At 62.8% G+C, this 22,738-nt stretch carries 15 protein-coding genes and 4 pseudogenes; 8 read left to right on the top strand and 11 right to left on the bottom strand.

Translation table 11 applies throughout. From position 1 onward, the window contains the following. Positions 1-219 precede the first annotated feature (219 nt). Entirely contained in the window at positions 220-2,250 is a 2,031-nt protein-coding gene (locus HUW53_RS06610; protein WP_237344964.1) for a methyl-accepting chemotaxis protein, read from the bottom strand. A gap of 13 nt (positions 2,251-2,263) precedes the next feature. Next, complete coding sequence (locus tag HUW53_RS21790; protein ID WP_272903899.1) at positions 2,264-2,392, bottom strand: hypothetical protein; 129 nt, start codon at positions 2,390-2,392, stop codon at positions 2,264-2,266. 461 nt (positions 2,393-2,853) lie between these two features. On the opposite strand from HUW53_RS21790, the gene HUW53_RS06605 reads away from it, so the two are divergent. Further along, the gene (locus HUW53_RS06605; protein WP_237344963.1) at positions 2,854-4,698 is read left to right on the top strand and encodes a type I secretion system permease/ATPase; all 1,845 of its coding nucleotides are present in this window, start codon (positions 2,854-2,856) and stop codon (positions 4,696-4,698) included. 3 nt (positions 4,699-4,701) lie between these two features. Beyond that, positions 4,702-6,198, top strand: coding sequence for an HlyD family type I secretion periplasmic adaptor subunit (locus HUW53_RS06600; RefSeq protein WP_237344962.1), 1,497 nt, complete (start codon positions 4,702-4,704; stop codon positions 6,196-6,198). 270 nt (positions 6,199-6,468) lie between these two features. Here the strand turns inward: HUW53_RS06600 and HUW53_RS06595 are convergent, their stop codons facing one another. The 6 genes and pseudogenes from HUW53_RS06595 to HUW53_RS06570 form a co-directional block, all read right to left on the bottom strand. Beyond that, the gene (locus tag HUW53_RS06595; RefSeq protein ID WP_237344961.1) at positions 6,469-8,571 is read right to left on the bottom strand and encodes a fibronectin type III domain-containing protein; all 2,103 of its coding nucleotides are present in this window, start codon (positions 8,569-8,571) and stop codon (positions 6,469-6,471) included. Positions 8,572-8,885: 314 nt separating this feature from the next. Continuing rightward, positions 8,886-9,173 (bottom strand): hypothetical protein, encoded by a 288-nt coding sequence (locus tag HUW53_RS06590; RefSeq protein ID WP_237344960.1) that lies wholly within the window; start codon positions 9,171-9,173, stop codon positions 8,886-8,888. Between the two features lie 16 nt (positions 9,174-9,189). Further along, entirely contained in the window at positions 9,190-9,804 is a 615-nt protein-coding gene (locus HUW53_RS06585) for a hypothetical protein (RefSeq protein ID WP_237344959.1), read from the bottom strand. A 178-nt stretch (positions 9,805-9,982) separates the two neighbouring features. Next, positions 9,983-10,993, bottom strand: a complete 1,011-nt coding sequence (locus tag HUW53_RS06580) for an NAD-dependent epimerase/dehydratase family protein (protein WP_237344958.1) — start codon at positions 10,991-10,993, stop codon at positions 9,983-9,985. Between the two features lie 685 nt (positions 10,994-11,678). Next, positions 11,679-12,761, bottom strand: coding sequence for a septal ring lytic transglycosylase RlpA family protein (locus HUW53_RS06575; RefSeq protein ID WP_370877785.1), 1,083 nt, complete (start codon positions 12,759-12,761; stop codon positions 11,679-11,681). Positions 12,762-13,310: 549 nt separating this feature from the next. Next, positions 13,311-13,580 (bottom strand): annotated as a pseudogene (locus tag HUW53_RS06570) (transposase family protein); the annotation flags it as partial. A 63-nt stretch (positions 13,581-13,643) separates the two neighbouring features. Between HUW53_RS06570 and HUW53_RS06565 the strand changes: the two are divergent. Next, positions 13,644-13,814, top strand: a pseudogene (locus HUW53_RS06565) (IS481 family transposase); the annotation flags it as partial. A gap of 422 nt (positions 13,815-14,236) precedes the next feature. Here the strand turns inward: HUW53_RS06565 and HUW53_RS06560 are convergent. The 3 genes and pseudogenes from HUW53_RS06560 to HUW53_RS06550 form a co-directional block, all read right to left on the bottom strand. After that, a pseudogene (locus HUW53_RS06560) lies at positions 14,237-14,998 on the bottom strand (IS3 family transposase); the annotation flags it as partial. A gap of 61 nt (positions 14,999-15,059) precedes the next feature. Further along, complete coding sequence (locus HUW53_RS06555; protein ID WP_237344957.1) at positions 15,060-15,395, bottom strand: DUF2958 domain-containing protein; 336 nt, start codon at positions 15,393-15,395, stop codon at positions 15,060-15,062. Further along, positions 15,392-15,815 (bottom strand): annotated as a pseudogene (locus HUW53_RS06550) (zincin-like metallopeptidase domain-containing protein); the annotation flags it as partial. The gene HUW53_RS06555 and the pseudogene HUW53_RS06550, both read right to left, overlap by 4 nt. Between HUW53_RS06550 and HUW53_RS06545 the strand changes: the two are divergent. The 5 genes from HUW53_RS06545 to HUW53_RS21785 form a co-directional block, all read left to right on the top strand. Continuing rightward, positions 15,699-16,016 (top strand): hypothetical protein, encoded by a 318-nt coding sequence (locus tag HUW53_RS06545; RefSeq protein ID WP_237344956.1) that lies wholly within the window; start codon positions 15,699-15,701, stop codon positions 16,014-16,016. The pseudogene HUW53_RS06550 and the gene HUW53_RS06545 overlap by 117 nt on opposite strands. 516 nt (positions 16,017-16,532) lie before the next feature. Next, positions 16,533-18,665 carry a type I secretion system permease/ATPase gene (locus HUW53_RS06540; RefSeq protein WP_237344955.1) on the top strand — a complete coding sequence of 711 codons (2,133 nt, stop codon included), beginning with the start codon at positions 16,533-16,535 and terminating at the stop codon, positions 18,663-18,665. Further along, a complete protein-coding gene (locus tag HUW53_RS06535; RefSeq protein ID WP_237344954.1) occupies positions 18,662-20,071 on the top strand; it encodes an HlyD family type I secretion periplasmic adaptor subunit in 1,410 nt (469 codons plus the stop codon). Before HUW53_RS06540 ends, HUW53_RS06535 begins: the two co-directional genes overlap by 4 nt. 68 nt (positions 20,072-20,139) lie before the next feature. Continuing rightward, on the top strand, positions 20,140-21,330 hold the full coding sequence (locus HUW53_RS06530) for a hypothetical protein (RefSeq protein ID WP_237344953.1): 1,191 nt from the start codon (positions 20,140-20,142) through the stop codon (positions 21,328-21,330). An 18-nt stretch (positions 21,331-21,348) separates the two neighbouring features. After that, on the top strand, positions 21,349-22,738 hold a 1,390-nt coding region (locus HUW53_RS21785; protein WP_419836123.1), incomplete at its 3' end, for a lipase family protein.

The following is a 22,738-nucleotide window of genomic DNA, read 5'->3' as shown; positions in this document are numbered from 1 at the left end:
TGCGCTCGCGCATGGCCCGGACATGCGGTGTGGGGGTCCGTGATGGCCGGCGCGGAATGACGCGACCAGCGGCGCGTTCAGGGGCGATAAAGCACCCGCCACGGCCATGGTCGCAGGCGATCGACCTTGGGGCGCGCGCCTTGGCGTCACGACCGCCCCGCGTCGGCTCTCACCAAGGGGCGGAGTGACGGGCATGGGTGGCGGCGGGACGCATCTCCTTCATTCGAGCTGCCGCAGCCGCTCCATCTGGCCGTCGATCTCCGCCATGGCACCGCGCTGAGAGGATGCGGCGGTGGCCAGATCGTCCAGGGTGCGACCGATGGGGCCGGACGCGTCGAAGAGGCGCTCCAACTGATCAATGACCTCCCGATATCGGGCTTGCGCCATTCCAAAATGGGCGTGGGTCGCCTCAATGGTCGTGCCGAGCCGGGCTAGTTCCTGCTCCATCTCATCGATCGCCGCGCGGGTGCGAGCGAGGGTCGATTTGGTATCGCCGGCAAGCTTTTTTACTTCCGAGGCGACCACGGCGAAGCCGCGTCCCGCGGCACCGGCGCGCGCGGCTTCGATGGTGGCGTTGAGGGCGAGCAGATTTGTCTGGCCCGTAATACCATCAATGATGAGCAGCACTTCCCGCAGCACCTGTGTGGAGCTTGCCAGCGACGTGAATTGGTGGGACAGGGCCTCGGCATCCGCCCCCAGCCCGACGTCCTGGTCTTCCGAGCCACGGCCGGACACGGTGAGCAGCGTCGCCCGCAGGCCCTGCGTCACCTCCCGCATCTCACCCGTGCGCTCCACCGCCGCTTCGATGTCGCGAATGAAATCCATCTGTCCGGCAAGGCGCTCGATGATCTGGGAGCGGAACCCATTCAGCATCTCGGCGCGCTGAAGGGCACAGGTGGTGAAATAATTCTGATAACGCGCATAATGAACGGGAAATGACTCAATGAAATCGTCTCTATAATCGCCAGAACTGGCATCAAAAAACATGATTGCACTCAATGTCTGGTTGACATTGATACCGAACAGCTCACCAAATGTGGAAAATCCAGCCGCCGGGAACGGCCACAGCGCGGCGGCATCCGCCAGGGCTTGCGCATTGTTCAGCCGGCGAAGAATGCAATCATTGAGAATAGCGCCAAGCGGCCGCGGTTTATCCTTGAGGAAAGCCTGAAGATCACGTCTGGTCTGCGCGGTGAAATCGGTCGCCTCCAGCAGCAACAATGCGTCGCCGGGATTCACGTCGCAGAAGAAGGTGGCGCTGCCCGCCTGCGGATTGAGCTCGGCCATCGAGCGTACAAACAACTCACCGGCGATCTGGATGCCGAAGGTACGCCCCTCAAGGGCTTGTGAGACCGCATCGGCCTTCACGCCCAGGGCCTCGGCCAGCGCCGCGACGAAGGGCACCACCGCGCCGCCATCGGCGCTGCGCACCGCGAACACCTCCCGCCGATCCGGATCGGCATCGGCGATCAGAAAGGCCGTTCCGGTCGTCTTGAAATTCTGGCTCTTGAAAACCCCGTAGCGTCGGCCTGCTGCCATCTTCACGAACACGACCACGGCGTGGTTCTCCACCACGTCGCCACCGTTGAAGATGCGCGTGGCACGAAAATCCAGGGTGCCGCCGGCGGAACCGCCGATGAACAGGCACGGAAAGCGCCCGGACTGGTAGACTGCCTCGGTGAAATAATTCTCGCTGGCCGAAAGCCCGTCCACGAACGTGAGGGCGAAAACATCACGCGCATGGATCGGAAACACCGGATGCACCAGGCCGAGCGACTGAACGATCCGCGCCAGCCGCTCCGTCCGCGCCAGAGCCGGCGCCCCGGCGCGAATGTCCTCATTGTGCAGGGGCACCGTGTGAATATCGGCGGCGGCAATAAGATCCGGCGGGAAGATCTGGAGCGTCAAGGTGGTCCAGCGCGCGCCGGTGGGGCGGTAGAGCGGCCCATCCGAGCTGGTGCACAATTCGCCGGCGGTCGATATCGCCACCACCGGAGCCCGCCCGGCCAGAGCCTTGATCCGCTTGGCCACGGCGCCGAAATCGAGGTGGGGCGAGACATAGGCCAGCACCAAGGCGGCATGGCCCGAGGGAAAGTCGAACGCCGATGGAGAGAGGCCGGCGAGGGCGCCGTCGGTTTCCAGCACCCGGATGTCGTCGGCGCCGCGCGCCTCCCTCGCCACCTCGCTCTCGGGATCGTCGGAGCCTGGATTTTCGGCGGCCTGGACGGTGTCCTGCGAGCGAGGGTACATGCGCGGCATCCTCTCAATAACGCGTCGAGACATCATGCCCATGGATCGCGGTGGCGGCATTGACGGAGAACAGTTCCCCCGCGCCGCCATACGACGAAGCCGGGAACGCCTCACGGGACGCGCCGCGTTCCACGGCGCTCATGCCTCGTACCGGTCCGCTGACCTCCGAACCGGGCCTCGATCCTCCGGTGGGTCATTACCTCACGGCAGAATAAGGCAATCTCGATGGGAGACAACCTGCTCCATGGCCGCAGGTGTCCTTAGTTATGAATACGACACAGGCATGAAAATATATAAGCACACCATGCACGAAGGCTGCCGGAGCGTTGGCGCGCATTTTCGCATGACGCAATTCTGGATCGGGAGCGCCGGCATCGACCCTGGTAAAGTGGTTCACTGGCGAGAAAACCCTAAGCCGACATCGCGTTTCTGTGTCCACTGCGCCGCATCTCGTGACTTGAAACCTCCCCTCCTGTGGGAAGATACCGTCTCCATGGTTGAGGTCGCGTTTCTGTGGAGCTTAGGTGCTCCACCACGGGCGGGAACAGGCAGCCTCTCCCCGTCTCGATCCGGGGGCACCAGGGTCGTCATTGAGGATGAGACATGAGCACTCCACCCGGAACCGGGCGGGCGCCACAGCAAGCTTTTGCGCCAACCGCACTCGATGCGGGACTGAACACCGTCCGCCCGGCCTTCGTGACGGTGGTGGTGTTCAGCTTCTTCATCAATATCCTGGGCCTCAACGGCCCGCTCTACATGATGCAGGTCTACGACCGCGTCCTGGCGAGCCGCAACCTTGAAACGCTGGTGGTGCTGACGGTCATCGCCGCCTTTCTTTATGCGATCTGGGCGGCCCTGGAAGGGTTGCGGGCGCGGGTGCTGGCACGGGCCGGCGTCGCCTTCGACGAGGCCGTGAACGGCCCGGTGTTCGACGCGGTGCTCCGCCTTGCGGCGCGCGGCCCCGGCTCGGGGCAGGCGCAGCCCTTGCGCGACCTGGAAACCGTGCGCGACTTCTTCGGCGGCGCCGGCGTGGTCTCCCTGTGCGACGTGCCGTGGGTGCCCATCTACATCGTGTGCGCGACCGCTCTCCACCCCCTCTACGGGGTGCTCGCGGTGGTGAGCTGCCTGTTTTCCGGCATCATCGCCGTGCTCAACAACCGCGCCACCCGTCGCGCGCTGGAGCAGGCCAGCCGCGCCAGCATCGTCGCGACGGCGGCGGCCACCGCCACCTTCCGCAACGCGGAGGTGCTCAAGGCCATGGGCATGGCCCAGCCTTTGCGCCGGCGCTGGCGCAAGGTGCATGACGATGCGCTCGGCTGGCAGGGACAGGCGGGAGACCGCGGCGCGGTGCTGGTCGCGCTCACCAAGTTCAACCGCGCCCTGGTGCAGAGCGTGGTTCTGGGCCTTGGGGCCTATCTCGCCATCGAGCGGGAGATTTCGCCGGGCATGATGATCGCCGGCTCCATCCTGCTCGGTCGCTGCATCCAGCCCATCGAGCAGGCGGTGACCAATTGGAAATCGGTGGTGCAGATGCGTACCGCCTTCAACCGCGTGCAGTTCCTGCTGCGGGCCGCCCCGGCCCCGGAGGCGCGCCTGCGCCTGCCCGACGCCCGCGGCGAGATCACGGCCGAGACCCTGTTCATCCGGGCGCCGGGGCGCGACGTGCCGGTGATCCGCAATCTGTCGTTCAAGCTGCCGGCGGGCAGCTCGCTGGGCATCGTCGGCCCCACGGCGGCGGGCAAGTCGTCCCTGGCGCGGGTGCTGGTGGGGGTGTGGCCGGCGGTGGCCGGCTCCATCCGCCTCGACGGCTCGGAACTCGCCCATTGGGACGAGGACCAGCTCGGCCGGCAGGTGGGCTATCTGCCCCAGGACGTGGAATTGTTCTCCGGCACGGTCGCCGAGAACATCGCCCGCTTCGGGGCGCCCGACGACGCCGGGGTGGTGGGCGCGGCCCGCGTCGCCGGCGTCTACGAGATGATCCAGCGCCTGCCGCAGGGCTACAACACCCAGATCGGCGAGGGCGGCGTCGCTTTGTCCGGCGGCCAGCGCCAGCGCATCGGCCTTGCCCGCGCGGTGTACGGCATGCCGGCGCTGGTGGTGCTCGACGAACCCAACGCCAGCCTGGACCCGCCCGGCGAGATGGCGCTCACCGAGGCCCTGCGCCAGCTCAAGGCGGCGCGCCGGACCGTCATCATCATCAGCCATCGCCCGGCCGGGCTCGGCCAGTGCGATTTCATCCTGGGCATCAAGGACGGCGTGCTGCAGGCCTTCGGCCCGCGCGAGCAGACCCTCGCCAAGCTGGCGAGCGCCGGCGGTCCGCCGCCGGTGCGCCAGCGGGTGGCCCTCACCCCGAAGCTGGCCGCCGCGCGCGGCGTCGGCGGCACGCCGGCCAACTGGCCCCATGGCGCGCCCGCGGCGCTGCCGGCCGTCGCGCAGAAGGAGGCGTGAGCCATGTCGATCCTGGATTATGGACAGAAGACCCGCGCCGCCCTGGGTGATGCCGTGCAGCGGGCGCGCAGCAGCGCCGTGCTGGTCTCCCTGGAGCGCCGCCTGAGGGAGAGCACGACGCTCGCCGCGGCGTGGCGCTGGGTGCGCGACACCCTCGCGATCTCGGCCAAACCCGAGGAGCCGCTCCCGCCGGGGGCAGCGCCGCCGGCCACTGGCGACTATCGGGTGTTCGCCCGCGCCGGCTATGGGCTCATCGCCTTCACCTTTCTCGGGCTCGGCGGCTGGGCCTCCCTGAGCAGCGTGGGCAGCGCCGTCATCGCGCCGGGCGTGGTCGCGGTGGAGAGCATGCGCCAGGTGGTGCAGCATCTTGAAGGCGGCATCATCGGCGAGATCCTGGTGAGGGAAGGCGACGACGTGGCCAAGGACCAGGTGCTGTTCCGCCTTGCCGACACCATGTCCAAGGCCAATTACGACGCGGCCCTGGCCCAGCTCGGCGCGGGGCTCGCCATGGAGGCGCGCCTGCTCGCCGAGCGCGACGGCGCGACCGAGGTCAGCTTTCCGCCGGAGCTGTCGGAGCAGACCGACCGACCGGCCGTGCTGCGCGCCATGATCGACCAGATCACCCAGTTCCGGGACGGGCGCGCCAATTTCGACAGCCAGATCGAGATTCTCGAAGGCCGCGTGGCGCAGTTCGGCACCGAGATCGAGGGCCTCAACCAGGAGCGCCGTTCGGCTCAACAGCAGCTCGCCTTCGTCGAGGACGAGCTTGGTGCCGTGCGCGAGCTGGAGCGCAAGGGGCTCGTGAACAAGTCGCGCATTTCCCAGCTCGAACGCGAGAAGGCACGGCTCGACGGCCTAGTGGGACGCAACATCGCCGACGCAGCCAAGGCGCGGGGCTCCATCAGCGAGGTGAAAATGCAGATCGCGCAGGTGCGCCAGCAGCGGGTGCAGGACGCCGGCGAGCAGCTTCTCGATGTACGGCAGAAGCTCTCCGACCTGCGCGAACGGGTGCGGGTGGCACGGAGCGTGCTGGACCGCATCGAGATTCGCGCCCCGCGCGCCGGCACGGTGCAGAACATCAACCCGCGCATCTACACGGTGGGCGCGGTGGTGCGGCCCGGCGACACCATGCTGGAGATCGTGCCCACTCACGAGCCTTTGGTGGTGGATGCCCAGGTCGCGGTGCAGGACATCGACCGGCTGGCGAAAGACAATGAGGTGGAGGTGAAGTTCCCGGCCTTCCACGCCCGCTCCACGCCCCTGGTTCTGGGCCACCTGCAATCGGTTTCCCGCGACCGCCTGATGGACGAGACTACCCACGAGCCGTTCTTCCTGGCCCGTGTTGCGGTGGCCGACACCGACATTCCGCAGGAGCTGAAGACCCGCCTTCGCCCGGGCATGAACGCCGAAGTGGTGTTCAGCACCGGCGAGCGCTCGGTGCTCAGCTATCTGGTCCGGCCTTTCACCGACGCCATGAGCCACGCCCTCACCGAGCGGTGAAGGTTGCGCGCTCGGACCGACGACGAACCTATCGCGATGCCCGGCCACGTGCCGGGCATTTGCTCTTGAGGGCCTGAATTCGGCTTTTCGTCCGACGCGCGCATACGCCGCGCCGACCATGACACACAGGACTGCCATAGCCGGAGGATTTCGCCCATGCCGGTCAGGGCGGAGTCTTGCCTGATAAAGGGCGGGGGCGGCGATCGTGCGCCGGGCAAAAGAAAAGCGGCCGGCGCAAGGCCGGCCGCTTCCCCACATGTGAGAAGATCTTCAGACCGTAGCGAAGATCTTGCTGAAGTCGTAGTCGTCCTGGGTCACGCCGCTGCCGACCGGCGAGACGGTTCCCACGGTGTCGCCATTGTCGCGGCCCAGCGACCACATGGAAATGCCGGCGACATTGTCGCTGGACTCCACATAGTCCACGAGTTGCTGCGCGTCCTCCAGGGTGAACACCTCGGAGGTCACGTCGTTGATGCCGATCATCGGCGTGATGACGATATCGGCATCAAGCCCGATCGCCTCAAGCTGCGCGATGGTGGCTTCCGACGCCGCGATGGCATCGGTGCCCATGTCGCCGCTGTCGTAATAGGCGCCGTAGTCCATGGCCATGATGTTGACCGTGGAAATCTCCACGCCCGCGTCCATGGCCGACTTCAGGAGGTCGATGCCGTCCTGGGTGAGGCCGTCGGTGAGCACCGGCAGGGTGAACGACACCTCGAGATCGGGGTTCGTCTGCTGCAGCGCCGCCAGGGCCTCGTTGCGCATGTCGTTGGCCGAGTCGTTGGCGATCGACGCGCCCTCGATGTCGAAATCGAGATGCGTGACCCCGTACTTGTCGATCACCGACTGGTAGGCCGTCTCGAGCGCTTCCGCGCTGGAGAAGGTCTGCGCGGCCTCCTGGCCGTTGGCGCCACCAAAGGAGATGGTGACGTCCACGCCCATGGAGTGCAGTTCGTCCACGATGGAGGAGATCGTGGTGCCGTTCGACAAGGCGTCGTTGTCGATGCTCCCGGTCCCGCCCCAACCGATGGTGTCCGTGCCCGATGACAGCACGAAGGCGAGGGTCACGGACTCAAGGCCCGCATCCGACACCATGTTCACCAGGTCCTGGCTGGTGGTGAGCGACATGTCCACATAGGGCGAGAAGCTCTTGTCCGTGCCCGACGACGTTCCCGCCTCATCGGTGGTCACCGTCAGCGCGTCGGAGGGCGTGGACGACCCGGCCTCGTCGATGGCCACCACCGTGAACGAATAGGAGGTCGCCGCGTCGAGATCCGACACCTTGAAGTAGGTGCTGGAGGTGGTGCCGATCAACTCGCCATCCTGGTAGATCTCGTAACCCGAGACCGTGCCGACGCCATCCACCTCGGCCGCATCCCAGCGCAGGGTCAGCGAAGTGTCCTGAACGCCCGTGGCGGCAAGGTCATCGGGCGCATCCGGAACCACCGGGGTGGTGTCCATGTAGCCCACGAAGCTCCACACATTGCCGCTGCCCTCCGCGCCGCTGTGGGTGGACGGATCGTCGCCCTGGGTCCACCAGTTGGCTTCGTAGACGGCGTTGCCGACGCTCACCTGGTCGCCGGCCACATACACGCTGGTCGAGGCCCAGGAATCGGCATAGTCCGCGGTCGTATCGGAGCCGCTGTTGCCACCACCGGTGTTGCCCGTGTCGCCACCCGTGTTGCCCGAATCACCGCCGGTGCCCCCATTGTCACCGGAGCCACCCGAGTTGCCGGAGCCACCCGAACCCGCAAGCGCCGCCTGCCACTCCGCCAGGGCCGAGCTGTCATTGGCGACGATATTGTCGATGGTCAGCTCGTCCAGGGTCACGCCGGTGAGCGTGTAGGTCTGGTCGTTCGAGGGGATGGAAATGACCACCGAACCATCGCTCTCGGTGATGGTGAAGTTGTCGGACGAGAACCAGCCGAAATCGAGCTTGTCGGTCTCCGGGTTGAAGTTGAGCACTGTATCCGTGCCCCACGACCACGTGATGGTGGTGGTGCCGGAGCTGCTGCCGCCCGATGATGTACCGCCCGAAGACGTGCCGCCGGATGAACCGGTTCCCGAGCTGGAGCCGCCCGAAGAGCTGCCGCCTGAAGAGGTGCCACCGGACCCCGACAGGGCCTCGGTCCATTCGGTCACGGCCGAGCTATCCTTGGCCGTGATGTTCGACAAGGACAGTTCGGAGAGCGATACGCCGCTCAAGGTGTAGGTCTGATCGTTGGACGGAATCGAAATCACCACCGATCCGTCCACTTCGGTAATGGTGAAATTATCCGCCCCCATCCAGCCGAAGTCGAGCGTATCCGTCGCGGGATCAAAGTCGAGGGTCGCCTTTGTGCCCCACGCCCAAGTGATTGATGTTGTCGTCATTCTGGCTCCTTTTTCGCCGCCATGCGGAAAGGAACTCAGCTCGGCGTCACGGTCAAGTTCTAGAAATTCATGTGTTTGTGAGAATGCGGTTGATGCCTCATTCGTGAACTCTATTTTTACCCGCTTTTCTTGTCAGGAAAATTATGAAGAAGTGAAAGTCGGAGGATTTTCCTGCAATCAATTATTGCAATTTTGGCCGTTACCCCGCAATTTGCGCATCACAAGGCTGTCATTTACGTTGCGACACACATCCGTGATTTGAAGTTTGCGCCAAGACGCGCGCCCTTAGGGAGGTTTGTCCGCCCTCGAACGCGTCATCCGGCGGCGGCCGATCCGCTCTCCCGCATGGCAAGCACCGAGCCGATCAAGAATCCGAGTGCGCCGGCAAATAGTTGGATGTTGGCGAGAACCGGGATCCACCACGCTTCGGCACCGTCCGGCACATAGGCAAGGACGGCCGCAATCATGAACGCGACGCAGCCTATGAGATTGGCAAAAACAATCTGCCACGCCAGCGATTTCGGCCTCCAGATCCAATACCTGCGACTGGTCTCGACGAAGGCAAGATAGCCGGACACAAGGAACAGCAGCGAACCGACCATGTCCGGCCCCCAGATATCAAGGTTCTGGGCAGACCAGCCACGGGGGGGCGAGAAGCGTGTCAAACGTATTGATATTAAAGGCGATCGTACCGAGGAACTGGGTAAATGTGCTCAGCCAGCCGATGCTGCGCGGGTGCCAGCCGATGAACGCGATCCGGTGTCGTGGCGCGCAGGCCGGGTCGATGGCGAAACCGCCCGCATTGGCCGCCTGGAAATGCTGCATGTAACCGGCGCAGGTGAACGGCAGCGAACCGGCGAAGAAGACCAGGTTGACGACCTGTTCCGGCGGCGACCATGCCCCAGCCGGAATCAGAGCCAACGCGCTTCCGAGCATGAACAGAAACGAGCCGATGGCGAAGATGAGGCCCATGGACCAGTTGTAGGCCCGGATCTGCCAAAAGGGGGTGGGCACCGCCTCCAGGGCGCGGGCCCGGCGATCAAGCCCCTTGCGATGCTGGCGCGCCCTCCAGATGATGTGGCGCCCAGCGAGCACATAGCTACGAAAGGTGATGAGGGGCCAAGGCCCCGCCAGATGGACATGGCTGGCGACAAGGCGTTCCAGACGATCGCCAAGAGGCGCCTTCATGCCGCCGCGCGGCCTCGGTGCGCCAAGGGTCGCCCCGGCAGGCACATTGATACCCACACGGGATGCGTCGCGGCGTCATCAGGCCGGCGGAACAAAATGTACGTCATCCCCTATTCTTGTGTCGCCGACAGAGCATCCCGGCGGCTCGGTGACAGCCCTCCCCCGCGCCCGTCACCACCCGCTGCGCCCGTGAGATATACCATTGCTTATGTGACGCCACCCATCACACGCCATAATACTCGCGATACCACGCAACGAAGGCTTTGACGCCGTCTTCCACCCGTGTCCGGGGACTATAACCTGTCAGGGCCTCCAGCAGCGCCGGCGAGGCGTAGGTCTGGGGCACATCGCCCTTCTGCATCGGCAGCATCTTGCGAATGGCCGGACGCCCCAGCGCCGCCTCGACCGTATCGATGAACGGCAAAAGCCCGACCGGCTGGCCGCCCCCGATGTTCACGACGCGAAACGGCCCTTCCCGCGAAAGCGAGTCGACCACGTGCGGGCCCGTCACGCGATTTGCCTCCTGGGGGGCAACCGGGAGCAGGCGCACCACCGCCTCGACAAGATCGTCGATATAGGTAAAGTCGCGCCGCATCTGCCCCTGCCCATAGATCTCGATGGGCTCCTCTTTCAGAATAGCTGCGACGAACTTGAAAAGCGCCATGTCCGGCCGGCCCCATGGGCCGTAGACGGTGAAAAATCGAAAGGCAGTTGTGGGGATCTTCCAGAGATGGGCGTAGCTATGCGCCATCACCTCGCCCGCTTTCTTGGTCGCGGCATAGAGGGTGAGCGGCTCGTCTGTCTTATCGACCTCGCCAAACGGGACGGTTTCGGCGGCCCCGTAGACGGAGCTGCTGGACGCGCTTAGCAGATGCTGCACCTGCCAGCGCTTCGCCACTTCCAGCACATTCCAGGTACCGACCAGATTGGCGTCCACATAGGCCTTCGGATTTTCCAGGCTGTAGCGGACCCCCGCCTGGGCCGCCAGGTGCACAATGACATCAGGCCGCGCCAATTCCGCCGCCTGCCCGAGGGCAGCGGCATCCTCAAGCCGCCCCTCAACCGGCTGGAAGGACGGAAACCGCGCCAGGATGGCATGGCGCGCCGCCTTCAAGCGAACGTCGTAATAGGGCGTCATGCCGTCGAAGCCGACGACATCGTGTCCGGCCTCCAGCAGCCGCTTTGCCAGATGAAAGCCGATGAATCCCGCAGTGCCGGTGATCAGGAAACGCATCAGATCCACTCTCTTCCCGGCGACGGTTCGCTGCTGCATTCAGGCGCTCGCGTGCCGGCCGGACCACCCCTATTCGTGCCCATGACAAGGCCTGCGCCGAGAGCTGAGGGGGATGCCGGACAAACTGGCATTTGGAACATCAGGAGGAGCGTTTCTGGGTGGTGGCGTCATTTATTTCAAGCAGTCGTCGCACATGCGGCCGGGCTGGCGCGACAGGATGGGACGGATCAAGGAGATCCGCCGCCGGCCCGCAACCCGCGACGCGCCGCCTACCTAGCACAGCTTTCCCGCAGCTGTCGTTGCAGACCGGCCCGGCTTCAGCGGAAAAGGCGGCAGCGGGAGGCTGCCACGCGCAGGAAGACCACAGCTTCCCGCCCCATGTGGCTTGAGCGAGGCGCTCAGGGGGTGCGCCCACCAATCCGCGGGCGAAAAAGCTTGTGCGTATTAGCCAAGACGGAATCGGACGCCAAGACCCGATCGCGCCGTCCGGCGCCGCCTGACACCACTGCACGCCCCCGGATCAGGCACACAACAGCCCGTCCGCCCCCTTCAGGCAGTTCCCCAGCGTCCACGCAGCCCTCACCCGCGGACCGCGGCACGCAAGCGACGCCATTACCTTGATGCAGATCGGCGTTACTGTCGGCCGGCCTGTTTCAGGTCCATGCGGCCAAAGGGGATGGGCCAGTCAGTTGCCGTTGCGGGAAACACCCGCGAATCCCAACCCACTCACCGGCGCGGGACCGGTTGACCAACCGTTGGTCGCGACGCTCACCGGGCGCGGCTGAGGCACCGTCGCGGCCACCGCGGACGGCGAACGCACCTGGGTCGTCGACTCTGCGACGTGAGTCTGAGCCGGCTTGGACGCAGGCTTCGCCGCCACCGGCTTGCTGGCGTTCGATGCCGTCTTTGGCTTCGAGGGCGCGGGTTGAGCGGCGGCCTGCACAGGCCCCTCATCCTCTGCGGATGCAACCTCAGTTTCGCCGCCCGCTCCCAGATCATAGGGCCGGCTAAGCGGCAAGGGCGCCTCGGCAACGCTCGAGGGAACGGCCTCCGGAACCTCCGGGATGAAGGGCTTCGCGGATGCCACCATGACGCCGGACTCCGCCGGCGCACGCGCCGGCGTACCATCCTGCTGCAGCGTCATCGCCAGCTTGGTATCATCGGAGCCGTCCAACGGCGCGCGCCCGACATATTCAACCCGAACGCGGGCAACGCCGAACTTCGCGAAGCCGAGAAGCTCGGCGGTTTTGTAGGAGACGTCCACCAACCGGCCCCGCGCATACGGTCCGCGGTTATTCACGCGGGCGATGATCGAGCGGTTGTTGGCGAGATTGGTCACGCGCACATAAGAGGGCATGGGCAGCGTGCGATGTGCAACGGAGATCGACGCCATGTCGAATACCTCTCCGTTCGCCGTCATGCGCCCATGGAAATCACGCCCATACCAAGAGGCGGTACCCTCGGCGACATAATTGGGGTCTTCGGCGGGCACATAGGTTTGGCCGGCCACCTGATAGGGCTTACCGACCTTGTACCGGCCGCCCCCCTTGGGAACCGGCTGGCCAGCCGCAACCACGCGGGGGCTGACTTCAACGCCATAGGTGGGATCAAGCTTGCTGTCGACGGCGCTGCACCCGGCCATCGAAAGACCGATCAACACGCTACCCGCAGTCAAGGCCAGACCGCGCCACGAAGAGGCAATGCAACGAATGTCGACTTCCCGTCCGGGGACTTTCTCCAGATCGCTCGACGCTCGCCCGTTGCTCATCCGCGGCTTGCCCCCGTTATCGCCATTCTGGTTAGGTCCGGCCAACGGCAGCGAAGCACATCGGCATCAGACCGCGCGCGACGCAGTCGCCAAACATCGGCACGCTCGGCCAGAAAGACGGGCAAAGACGGCGAAATTACGGCGATGGCGACGAAATGGTAAACACATCGTGTCCATGCGATGTCACCGCGCGCGGTGGCATCAGGATATCGACGTCGCGTCGCTCGAACCTCCTACGGGTGCGGTCGAGGGCAAGACACCAAGGTCGCGATCCGATCCGCGCGATCCTCACGACGACGCGGACCAGTTGATCGCGATCCAGCTCGACCTGACAGCAGAACGCCGACGACAAGGACGCAGGAGTTCTCAAGCCGGCTCTTACGCGTCGAACAAGTGCTCGCCCGGGCCTTGCATCAAGGCGGCGACGACACTTGGTCTCATGCAAGGCTCCGATCCCTCCGTCAGATCAATCGGAAACTTTAAAGCCCGATCGGATCTTTGCCAAAAATTGTCGTGCAATGTGGGCGGTACGTGGCGAGGCCACCCATCGGCGGTCAGCTTGAAGCGGACGCGACGTCCTTCGACATCCACCAGGGCGCGGAACTTGATGGCCCCGCCCCGGGAGCGTCCCATGCAACGATCGTCACCACCTTTTTTGATTGCGACGCCGTGTTAGTGCACGCGAACATAGGAACTGTCGATCATCACAATGCCGCCGCCTGAGGCGGCCGCGACGGATTGCGGCAGCTTGGCCCAGATCCCGGCCGCCCACCAGTGCACGAAACGATTGTAGCGGGCTGTATGGGACCCGTAGCGCTCCGCCGATGGTCCGACCGCACGCGACGTGACCGACAGGTTTGACATCCGATGCCAGAAAACAGCATCAAGTCCCGCCTCGCCAAGGTGAAGCATCCTTGGACCAGCAGCCATGTGGAGCGGATGAACTGCGCCATCAAAGACGCCACCGTCAAACACTTCCAAGACGACGACCACCAACAATTCCAGACCCATCTTACCGACTTCGTCACCGCCTCCAATTTCGGGCGACGACTAGGTGTTTAATCCCAGCATGCCAAGTTTGCACCACTTGGAAGGACTGAATGTCCAGTAGCGGCGGAAAAAGTCGAAGCGGCAGCCGCCCGGCCAATGGTGCCAAGAGACGACGGGGTTTCGTTGCCACGAGGGTGGAGGCATCGACCGGAATCGGCGCCATCAAGAAGTGTCCGACTGTTACGACGAGGTTCCTTTTCAATCCTTTCTCGGTGAGCACGGCATTGAAATAGCCGTTTGGATTGCTCTTCGTCGAAACCTGTTGACGTTGCCCCCAAGTTTTATCCAGCGGTGAGTTTGCTCCGGCGGTTGGATTTGGCCTTGTCGGCCGGGTGAGCGGCGGGATCTGGCGCGGAGCTTCTGGCTTGGCGCTTCTGGCTTGGCGCAGCGTCAGATCCCGTCGCGGGTGGAAGGTGGCGGCGAAGGCGGCCGCGCTCGGCCACAAGACGATCCAGTTCCCGCACGACACGCACGCCGGACAGCGATGTATCCGCCAGCAGGGTGAGGCATTCCCGGGTGCAGTCATCCACGACGGTGAGGATGCGAAAGCGGCGGCCGCAGGTGAACTGGTCTGAGACGAAATCGAGCGACCAGCGCTCGTTCGGCCGCATCGGGATCGTCATGGGCGCCCGCGTCCCGATGGCCCGCTTACGGTCCCCTCGCCGCCGCACCTTGAGGCGCTCCTCGCGATAAAGCCGGAACAGGCGCTTGTGGTTGACCGTGAAGCCCTCCCGCCGTAGCAGCACGTGCAGGCGCCGATAACCAAAGCGGCGCCGCTCGTGGGCGAGCGCCGTCATCGACCCGCTTCGCCTGGTATCTCATGCTCATGCGGCAGAAGCCGGTGGCTTTACACGCCCGCCGTTCGCTCATCCCGTGGTGCCCCACGAGATGGGCGACGGCTTTCCGCTTGGCTGCGGGCGTCACCACTTCTTTCCCAAGAGGCCCTTCAGCGCCACATTGTCGAGCATGGCATCGGCCAGCATGCGCTTCAGCTTGGCATTCTCGTCCTCGAGCGCCCGCAGCCGTTTGGCTTCCGACACCTCCATCCCGCCGAAACGCGCCTTCCACTTGTAAATGCTGGCGTCACTGACACCGTGCTTGCGGCAGAGCTCCGCGACCGGAATCCCGGCCTCGTGCTCCTTCACGATGCCGATGATCTGCTCTTCCGAAAAGCGACTGCGCTTCATGTCCTGGTCCTCGCAATCGGCCAGAACAAACTTCAAACTGGATTAGCCAGGAGCGGCAACGTCACACGCGCTCAGCGTCCCGGATGCTTCCGGTCCGATGCGCGGTCTCCGCCCAGACCGAGATCGGAAACAGGCCTTCGAACAGGATGTCGCGCTCAATGCCGAGGCCGAGCGGTAGGCGCACCGCTGTCATCTCGGCGAGGCTGAACGAGCCCAGCTCCGGCTCGCCGAGATCGGCCAGGCCGAACAGGGGGTCGCCGTCCTCGTCGAGTTCGGTAGCGAGCCAGACGCCTTCGCCGAGCGGATTGAAGAACTTCACCACGGGGACATGGTCGACGTCGCGTTGGCGGCCATTGGCGAGAAGCTGCTCGCGCAGCTCGGGCGTGAGGAGGATCATGCCGCCCTCCTGTCAATCGAGGGCTCGTCCGAAACCTCGGTGCTATCGGCGGGCACGAAGCCGAGTAACCAGTCGGCAGCCTTGCTCGCCCGGCTGGCGGCACGGACGATGGCGCGATTGTCCTCGCGGAGCACCTCCAGCCACGAGCCGATATAGTCGGCGTGGCGGACGGTCGGCACGATGGCCGAGCGAGGCGCAGCAGAAGGCGGCGGTCATCTGGGCGACGAGCTCCTCGAACGCATATTTCTTGGAGCCGAAGCCGCCGGCCATGTCGCGGCCCAGACTGGACGGATGGCCCGTAGCGTGACCGAGTTCGTGCAGCGCGGTGCGGTGCCAATTGATCGGCTCGAAATACGCCTGGGGCGGCGGGACCTGCACATAGTCGAGCGCCGGAACGTAGAAGGCCCGGTTGCCGCCGATATCGCCGTGAGCAGGGGACGGTCGTTCTCGCCGAACCGGCCGGCAGGAATGGCCGCGAGGAGATCGGCATCGTCCTCGGCGGTGAAGCCGACAACCGAGGCGCCGTACTTCTCGACGGCGAGCGATGTTGTTTCTGATTCAGAAGCAGAAAAACGCCCCGCCTGCCCCTTTACAGCCAAGTTCATCGAAAACAGAACATAATATATGATTTCTGAGTGTTTCATGATGACGCCTACAGTTCATGTCTATGCGCAAAAGCGCGCTGTTTATTGTATCATGATATTTGGATAATGTCAATATATTACCTCCTTCTGAGCTTTGACGTGGTGCGGAGCGCGAGCTTGCGGGTCTTTCGCCCATCAAGGGTGCACGCGCGTCCGCAACATTGCCCGTCGGGGGTAGGAGCCCGGTGCAACGGCTGCAAAGACGTGGCTGGACGGGGTGTTTTCGGATGGGGCAGATCGCGACAGCAGCGGCAGCTCGACAGCCAGGAGGGGAATGCTCTCCGGCTGACACGGGCAAACCCGTAGGGCGGTCGCGCCCGTGCTGTTTTTTGCGCCGACGAGGTTCGGTCGAGACCTTACATGCGAGGCCTGGGTGGGTGATGCGGTGCTGCAACACCTTTCGTAGCGGCATGTTCCTCGACGCGAAAACAACCTTGTCGTGCATCTGGGGCGCTGTTAGCTCTGACCTCGTGTTGTGTCAGGGCGGTCACACATGTCAGGCGAGGGTGATGCGGGCGTGAGGCTGGATTCCGGCCTTGGCGCGCTTGTGCTCATGTTGCGTTTCCACGGCGTGGCGGCGGAAGCCGACCAGCTGCGCCATCAACTTGGCGTTGCGCAGGTCGGAACCGCGGACATGCTGCGGTCCGCCCGTGCGTTCGGGCTCAAGGCCCGTATGGTGTCGTCCGGCTGGCGCAAGCTTTCCAGCACGCCTTTGCCGGCGATCGCCGCGTTAAAGGATGGCACCTTTGTCATCCTTGCCAAGGTCTCCGATGATGCGGCGCTCATCCACGATCCGGCTTCGGGGCGCCCCTTGCAATTGGCGCGGGAGGCGTTCGAGGCGCAATGGAGCGGTCGGCTGCTGCTTTTGACACGCCGCGCCCGCTTTTCCGATCTCGCACGGCGATTTGACATCTCCTGGTTCATCCGGGCGATGCACAAGTATCGGGCCCTGCTCGGGGAAGTCTTGGCGGCGTCTCTCTTCCTCCAGGTGCTGGCGCTGATTTCGCCTTTGTTCTTCCAGGTGGTGATCGACAAGGTGCTGGTGCACCGGGGACTGACGACGCTCGACATCCTTGTCGTCGGACTGGTCGTAGTCTCGGTGTTCGAGGCGCTGCTCGGGGCCTTGCGCACCCATGTCTTCGCGCACACCACCAACCGGATCGACGTGGAGCTGGGCGCGCGGCTCTACCGGCACCTGATGGGTCTGCCGATCGCCTATTTCGAGGCGCGGCGGGCGGGGGATTCGGTGGCCCGCGTGCGCGAGTTGGAGAACATCCGCAGCTTTCTGACCGGCTCGGCACTGACCCTCGTCGTCGATCTGGTCTTCGCTTTTGTCTTCATCGCCGTGATGTTCATGTATTCGGCGACGCTGACCTTCATCGTTCTGGCGTCCTTTCCCATTTATATCGGGGTGTCGGCTGGGGTGACGCCGCTGTTTCGCCGCCGGCTGGAGGACAAGTTCAACAAGGGCGCCGAGAATCAGGCGCTGCTGGTGGAGAGCGTCACCGGGGTCGAGACGCTGAAGGCGATGGCGGTGGAGCCGCAGATGCAGCGCCGCTGGGAGGAGCAGCTCGCGGCCTATGTGAGCGCCAGCTTCAAGGTGCAGAACCTCGGCAATTGGGCGAGCCAGAGCGTGCAGCTCACGGCCAAGCTGGTGACGGCGGCCACCCTCTATTTCGGTGCCCGCCTGGTCGTCGACGGCAGCCTCACGGTGGGCGAGCTGGTGGCCTTCAACATGCTGGCCTCGCGGGTGTCGCAGCCGGTGCTGCGGCTGGCGCAGGTGTGGCAGGATTTCCACCAGGCGCGGATTTCCATCGACCGGCTCGGCGACATCCTGAACACCGCGCCGGAGCCCTCCCATGCGCCGGGACGGGCGGCGTTGCCGGCGATCCGGGGGGCGATCCGGTTCGATCATGTGGCGTTCCGCTATCGCACCGGCGGCCAGATCGTGCTTCCGGACCTGTCGCTGGACATCGCGGCGGGGCAGGTGGTGGGCATCGTGGGGCCGTCCGGCTCGGGCAAGTCCACCCTCGCCAAATTGGTGCAGCGGCTCTATGTGCCCGAAGGCGGCCGGGTGCTGATCGACGGGGTCGACCTCGCCATGGTGGATGTGGCCTGGCTCCGGCGGCAGATTGGCGTGGTGCTGCAGGAGAACGTGCTGTTCAACCGCTCGGTGCGGGAAAACATCGCCCTGGCCGACCCCACCATGTCGATGGAGCGGGTGGTGGAGGCGGCGCGGCTCGCCGGGGCGCACGATTTCATCCTGGAGCTGCCGCAGGGCTATGACACGGCGGTGGGCGAGCGCGGCAATGGGCTTTCCGGCGGCCAGCGCCAGCGCATCGCCATCGCGCGGGCGCTCGTCACCAACCCGCGCATCCTGATCTTCGACGAGGCGACGAGCGCCCTCGATTATGAGAGCGAGCGGGCGGTGCAGCAGAACATGGCGCGCATCGCCAACGGGCGCACCGTCATCATCATCGCCCACCGTCTGTCCACGGTGCGCCAAGCCGACCGCATCCTCACCCTGGAGCGCGGCCGGCTGGTGGAGGATGGCAACCACGAGGCCTTGGTGCGCGCGGGCGGGCGCTATGCCAGCCTGCACCAGCTGCAATCGGGAGAAGCATGATGGGGCGCGAGACCTCCGCCCCCGTGGTGCCGCTGAAAGCGGCGCGACGCGGCCGCCAGGAGCTGGAGTTCCTGCCGGCGGCGCTGGAGATCATCGAAACGCCGCCCTCGCCGGTGGGGCGGGCCATCGGCGCCGGCATCGTCGGCTTTTCGCTGCTCGCGCTCGCCTGGAGCTGGTTCGGCAGCATCGACATCATCGCCACCGCCGAGGGGCGGGTGGTGCCGGCGGGGCGGACCAAGATGATCCAGCCGCTGGAGACCGGCGTGGTGCGGGCGATCCTCGTGCGCGACGGCATGGCGGTCAAGGCCGGGGACATTCTGATCGAGATCGACCCGACCGCGAGCGACGCGGATGCCCGCCGGCTGGGCCATGACCTGGCGCAGGACCGGCTCGACATCGCCCGGCTGGCGGCGCTGCTGGCGGACGATCCGGCTGCGTTCGCGCCGCCGCCGGGGGTGGCGGGGGAGCTTGCGGAGACCGCGCGGCGGCAGATGGAGGCGCAGCGGGCCGAGCATCAGGCGCGGCTGTCCACCCTTGAGCGGCAGATCGCGCAGAAGGAGGCGGAGCGCGGTTCGATGGCGGCGACAATCGCCAAGGGGGAGGCGCTGCTGCCCTTGTTGAAAGACCAGCGCGACATGCGCGAGACCTTGATGGCGAAAGGGTTCGGCACCAAAGTGCTGTATCTGGACGCGCAGCAGAAGGTGGTGGAGCAGGAGCAGCAATTGCTGGTGGACGCGCACCGGGCGGAGGAGGCGGCGGCGGCGCTCGGGGCGCTGGAGAAGCAGCGGCTGGAGGCGGCTTCCGAATATCGCAAGAGCCTGTTGTCGGACCTCGCCAAGGCGCAGATGCAGGCGGTGGAGCACGGCGAGGAGAAGGTGAAGGCGGCGCGGCGGCGTCTTGACCAGACCCTGACCGCTCCGGTGGACGGCACCGTGCAGCAATTGGCGGTGCACACCATCGGCGGGGTGGTGACGCCGGCGCAGCAACTGATGGTGATCGTGCCCCGCGACGGGCGGCTGGAGATCGAGGCGGAGCTGATGAACCGGGACGTGGGGTTCGTGCACGCGGGGCAGGAGGCGGAAGTGAAAGTGGAGGCCTTCACCTACACCCGCTATGGCCTGCTGCATGGGGTCGTGGAGAGCGTGAGCCGGGACGCGGTGACGGGCGGGCCGGCGCCGCGCCCGGGCGAGGCCGCCGCCGACGAGACGGCCCGGCAGGCGCGCCAGCCCACTTATGTGGCCCGTCTTTCGGTGCGGGAGATGGGCCTTGAGACCGAACAGGGCTTCCGCCCCCTGGAGGCGGGCATGTCCGTGACCGCCGAGATCAAGACCGGCCGCCGCCGCATCCTCGACTTCCTCCTCTCCCCCCTCCTTAGATATGCCCACGAGGGGGGAAAGGAAAGATGAGGCGCAGAATCTTGTTCCTCTAAAAGAGCTTCGCATTCAACAAATGCAATTGGAATGATGAAATGAACATGAAAAATATGGATAGGAGAATGGCATTAGGCTACATGGCCTCCGCCGTATTTTCAGGTACGTTGATGGGGTGCGCTCCAGTTCAAGAGAATGGATCAATAATGAATAAAATCAAAGATATAAAATTACCGGATAATCTAGCTATTTACTCAATTAGTCCTGACGCGAAATACATCGTTATAGCTGGATCTTCTACCGGAATTGTATTTATTGTCGAAGTTGAGTCAGGAGAAAGTCATGCGTTGATGCGGTTTAATATCATTCCAAATACGTCATTTAGCTGGACCTCGGACGGTCTTATTCTTTGCGTTGTGACGAATAATAGGGCAACATTATTTGATTCAAGAAAAAGAACTATTATTTCTGTGCATGAAATTGGCACGGATGAGGATTTGAGTTTAATAGGATCTCATATATCGCCTCATGGTGATATGCTTTATTTCCAGAACTTAAGGCATAGTAAGGTAAATTTGAATGAAATAATAGCTTATGATATACATAGCGATGAAAATGTAAAATTGAATTATGACATTTTAAACAAAACATATGACGATGGCGCTATATTTGGCGGCGGAGTGTTTATGGCGACATCCGAGTCGATATATTTATCATTATTATCAGGGCGATTTATAGAATTAATAGAAAACGAAAAAAATAATTCATTTTTCACACACACTGCAATTTCGATGAAATTTATAGGAAGAGATGCAAAAATAAATACAATTAAAATTAATGATGTGTCGAATGACGGCGGTCATAAGTACCCGGATACAGGAAGGTTGGCGCTGAAGTGCCTTACATCTGTAAAGTCTAATAATATTATTGTTCTATTTTCCGGAAATGGACCAACTTTTGATTCCGCCATGGAGGTAAAGTATAGGCCTATATGTTGTGTATACGATACTCAATCTAATATAGTATCAAAGTTCGGAGGCGTTGGTTCTTCTGAAGATATATTTATAGGTGATATCTGCATTCACCCGGACCTTGATATCGTAATTACCACAGGTAATTTAATATCAAAAAATGGTAAATTTTCAGATGGTGTAATTTCGGCTTGGGATCTGTTCACAGGGAAGGAGTTGCGGCGCATATATGAGGGGAGGAAACCGCGAAAGCCAAGTGTCTCCGCCAATGGACGCGTGCTGTGCGTAACGCAGGACGGGTATGCGTCTATTTTTTCATTCTAACGCTCAGGTGTACCGGAAATGCCAAGCAAGATATCTATTCACGATTTGGTTCGAATTAGTCAAGCTGCGTATACGGGGCAGGATATAAATACGCCACGTTCATATGATGTCGTTGGTTCGTTTAAATTCAGAACTGAAGATTCAGATGTATCTTTATTTTATAATAAAATAACTGATACATATGTGTTTGCATTTAGGGGTACGGATCCAAATAGCGATCTATTCTATAATCAAATACTAACGGATAAGAAGATATTGGCGCGGGAGTCTCATATCGAGAGCTTCAATGGGGTGGCTTCTTATGTCGCCAAAGAAGCGAGTCGACTGCTAGCGGCGGGACATAACGTGGCTATGACCGGTCATTCGTTTGGTGGTGTCGAGGCTGCCGTCGCAGCGTCATTGATTAACAGCAAATATGAACAATTTACGCCAAATATTCTCGATCGCTTCTCAGCAGTAGCGTTTGACGCTCCGTTTGCTAATTCTGATAATTTTTACAAAAGTAAATATAATATATCAAATATAATTAATATTTCATCAACCGCGGATCCTGTTTCAGCGTTTACTCGGGCTGCGGGCAATTATTTTCCTGGCGCTGTTGCGTATGTATATACGGGAGAAGATCCGGATGCTCTCGTGGGGCGGATGGAATTTGGCTTAAAAGCGATGGCGTTATCCGCGCCGACAGCATTTTTACCTGTCCCGATAATGGGCGTCGTCGGTAGTGCATCTTTGTTCGCGATTGGCGTATATTCATTCAAGTCTGCGTTGGGTGAATCGTTTGATGAGGGCCATAGCATCGACGCTATGGCCTATAGTATATATCGCATGCAGTTGGTGAATGGTGGGGATCTGTATTTTGATGACATGCTGAAATATGGTGAAGATCATTCCATGTATGATGCCATCGTCGCCGTGGATGGGGTGTCATTTTCAACCGGTGCAGTTTCAGGCGCCTTACATCTTCTCGGGGGGCTGGGTCTTGGGTCGGCCGGAGGTGACATCGATACGGGCGATTTCGTAGCACATTATATGGATCGCCTGTATTCCGAAGCATTTAGCCAATTTGGAAATGCAATATCAGATACAGGTAGCGCCACTCAGCTCACCTTCACATCCTCCTGGGGTGGGGATGTGACGAGTAGCATCGACTGGTCGGCGCCGAACGTTGAGTCCTACATCTCCCCGGACGCCGTAAATTCTGCGCTCGGCTACGGTTCGTTCTCTGACCTCGCGAATATCTCCTTCACCGGTCCGAACCTTGGCGGCTACGTGCCCGGTTATGCGGCGCCTTCGGGCGGTGGGAGTGGTCTTGGCGGCGGCGGCATGAGCGGCTGGGGCAATTTCGAGTATGGATCGGGCGGCGGATTCAGCATGTCCGGCGGTGTCAGCTTCTCGTTCCCGGTGG

Origin of the sequence: Xanthobacter agilis, from assembly GCF_021730435.1 — a bacterium.
GTDB lineage: Bacteria > Pseudomonadota > Alphaproteobacteria > Rhizobiales > Xanthobacteraceae > Xanthobacter > Xanthobacter agilis.
This window is presented reverse-complemented; position numbering and strand designations above follow the sequence as displayed.

Excerpts from the sequence above, each read along its gene's own strand:
- HUW53_RS06580 (WP_237344958.1), bottom strand. The coding sequence starts at position 10,993 with ATGCGTTTCCTGATCACCGGCACTGCGGGATTCATCGGCTTTCATCTG.
- HUW53_RS06535 (WP_237344954.1), top strand. The coding sequence starts at position 18,662 with ATGATGGGGCGCGAGACCTCCGCCCCCGTGGTGCCGCTGAAAGCGGCG.
- HUW53_RS06540 (WP_237344955.1), top strand. The coding sequence starts at position 16,533 with ATGTCAGGCGAGGGTGATGCGGGCGTGAGGCTGGATTCCGGCCTTGGC.
- HUW53_RS06555 (WP_237344957.1), bottom strand. The coding sequence starts at position 15,395 with ATGATCCTCCTCACGCCCGAGCTGCGCGAGCAGCTTCTCGCCAATGGC.
- HUW53_RS06600 (WP_237344962.1), top strand. The coding sequence starts at position 4,702 with ATGTCGATCCTGGATTATGGACAGAAGACCCGCGCCGCCCTGGGTGAT.
- HUW53_RS06590 (WP_237344960.1), bottom strand. The coding sequence starts at position 9,173 with ATGGTCGGTTCGCTGCTGTTCCTTGTGTCCGGCTATCTTGCCTTCGTC.
- HUW53_RS06595 (WP_237344961.1), bottom strand. The coding sequence starts at position 8,571 with ATGACGACAACATCAATCACTTGGGCGTGGGGCACAAAGGCGACCCTC.
- HUW53_RS06575 (WP_370877785.1), bottom strand. The coding sequence starts at position 12,761 with ATGAGCAACGGGCGAGCGTCGAGCGATCTGGAGAAAGTCCCCGGACGG.
- HUW53_RS21790 (WP_272903899.1), bottom strand. The coding sequence starts at position 2,392 with ATGAGCGCCGTGGAACGCGGCGCGTCCCGTGAGGCGTTCCCGGCTTCG.
- HUW53_RS06605 (WP_237344963.1), top strand. The coding sequence starts at position 2,854 with ATGAGCACTCCACCCGGAACCGGGCGGGCGCCACAGCAAGCTTTTGCG.
- HUW53_RS06610 (WP_237344964.1), bottom strand. The coding sequence starts at position 2,250 with ATGTACCCTCGCTCGCAGGACACCGTCCAGGCCGCCGAAAATCCAGGC.
- HUW53_RS06530 (WP_237344953.1), top strand. The coding sequence starts at position 20,140 with ATGAAAAATATGGATAGGAGAATGGCATTAGGCTACATGGCCTCCGCC.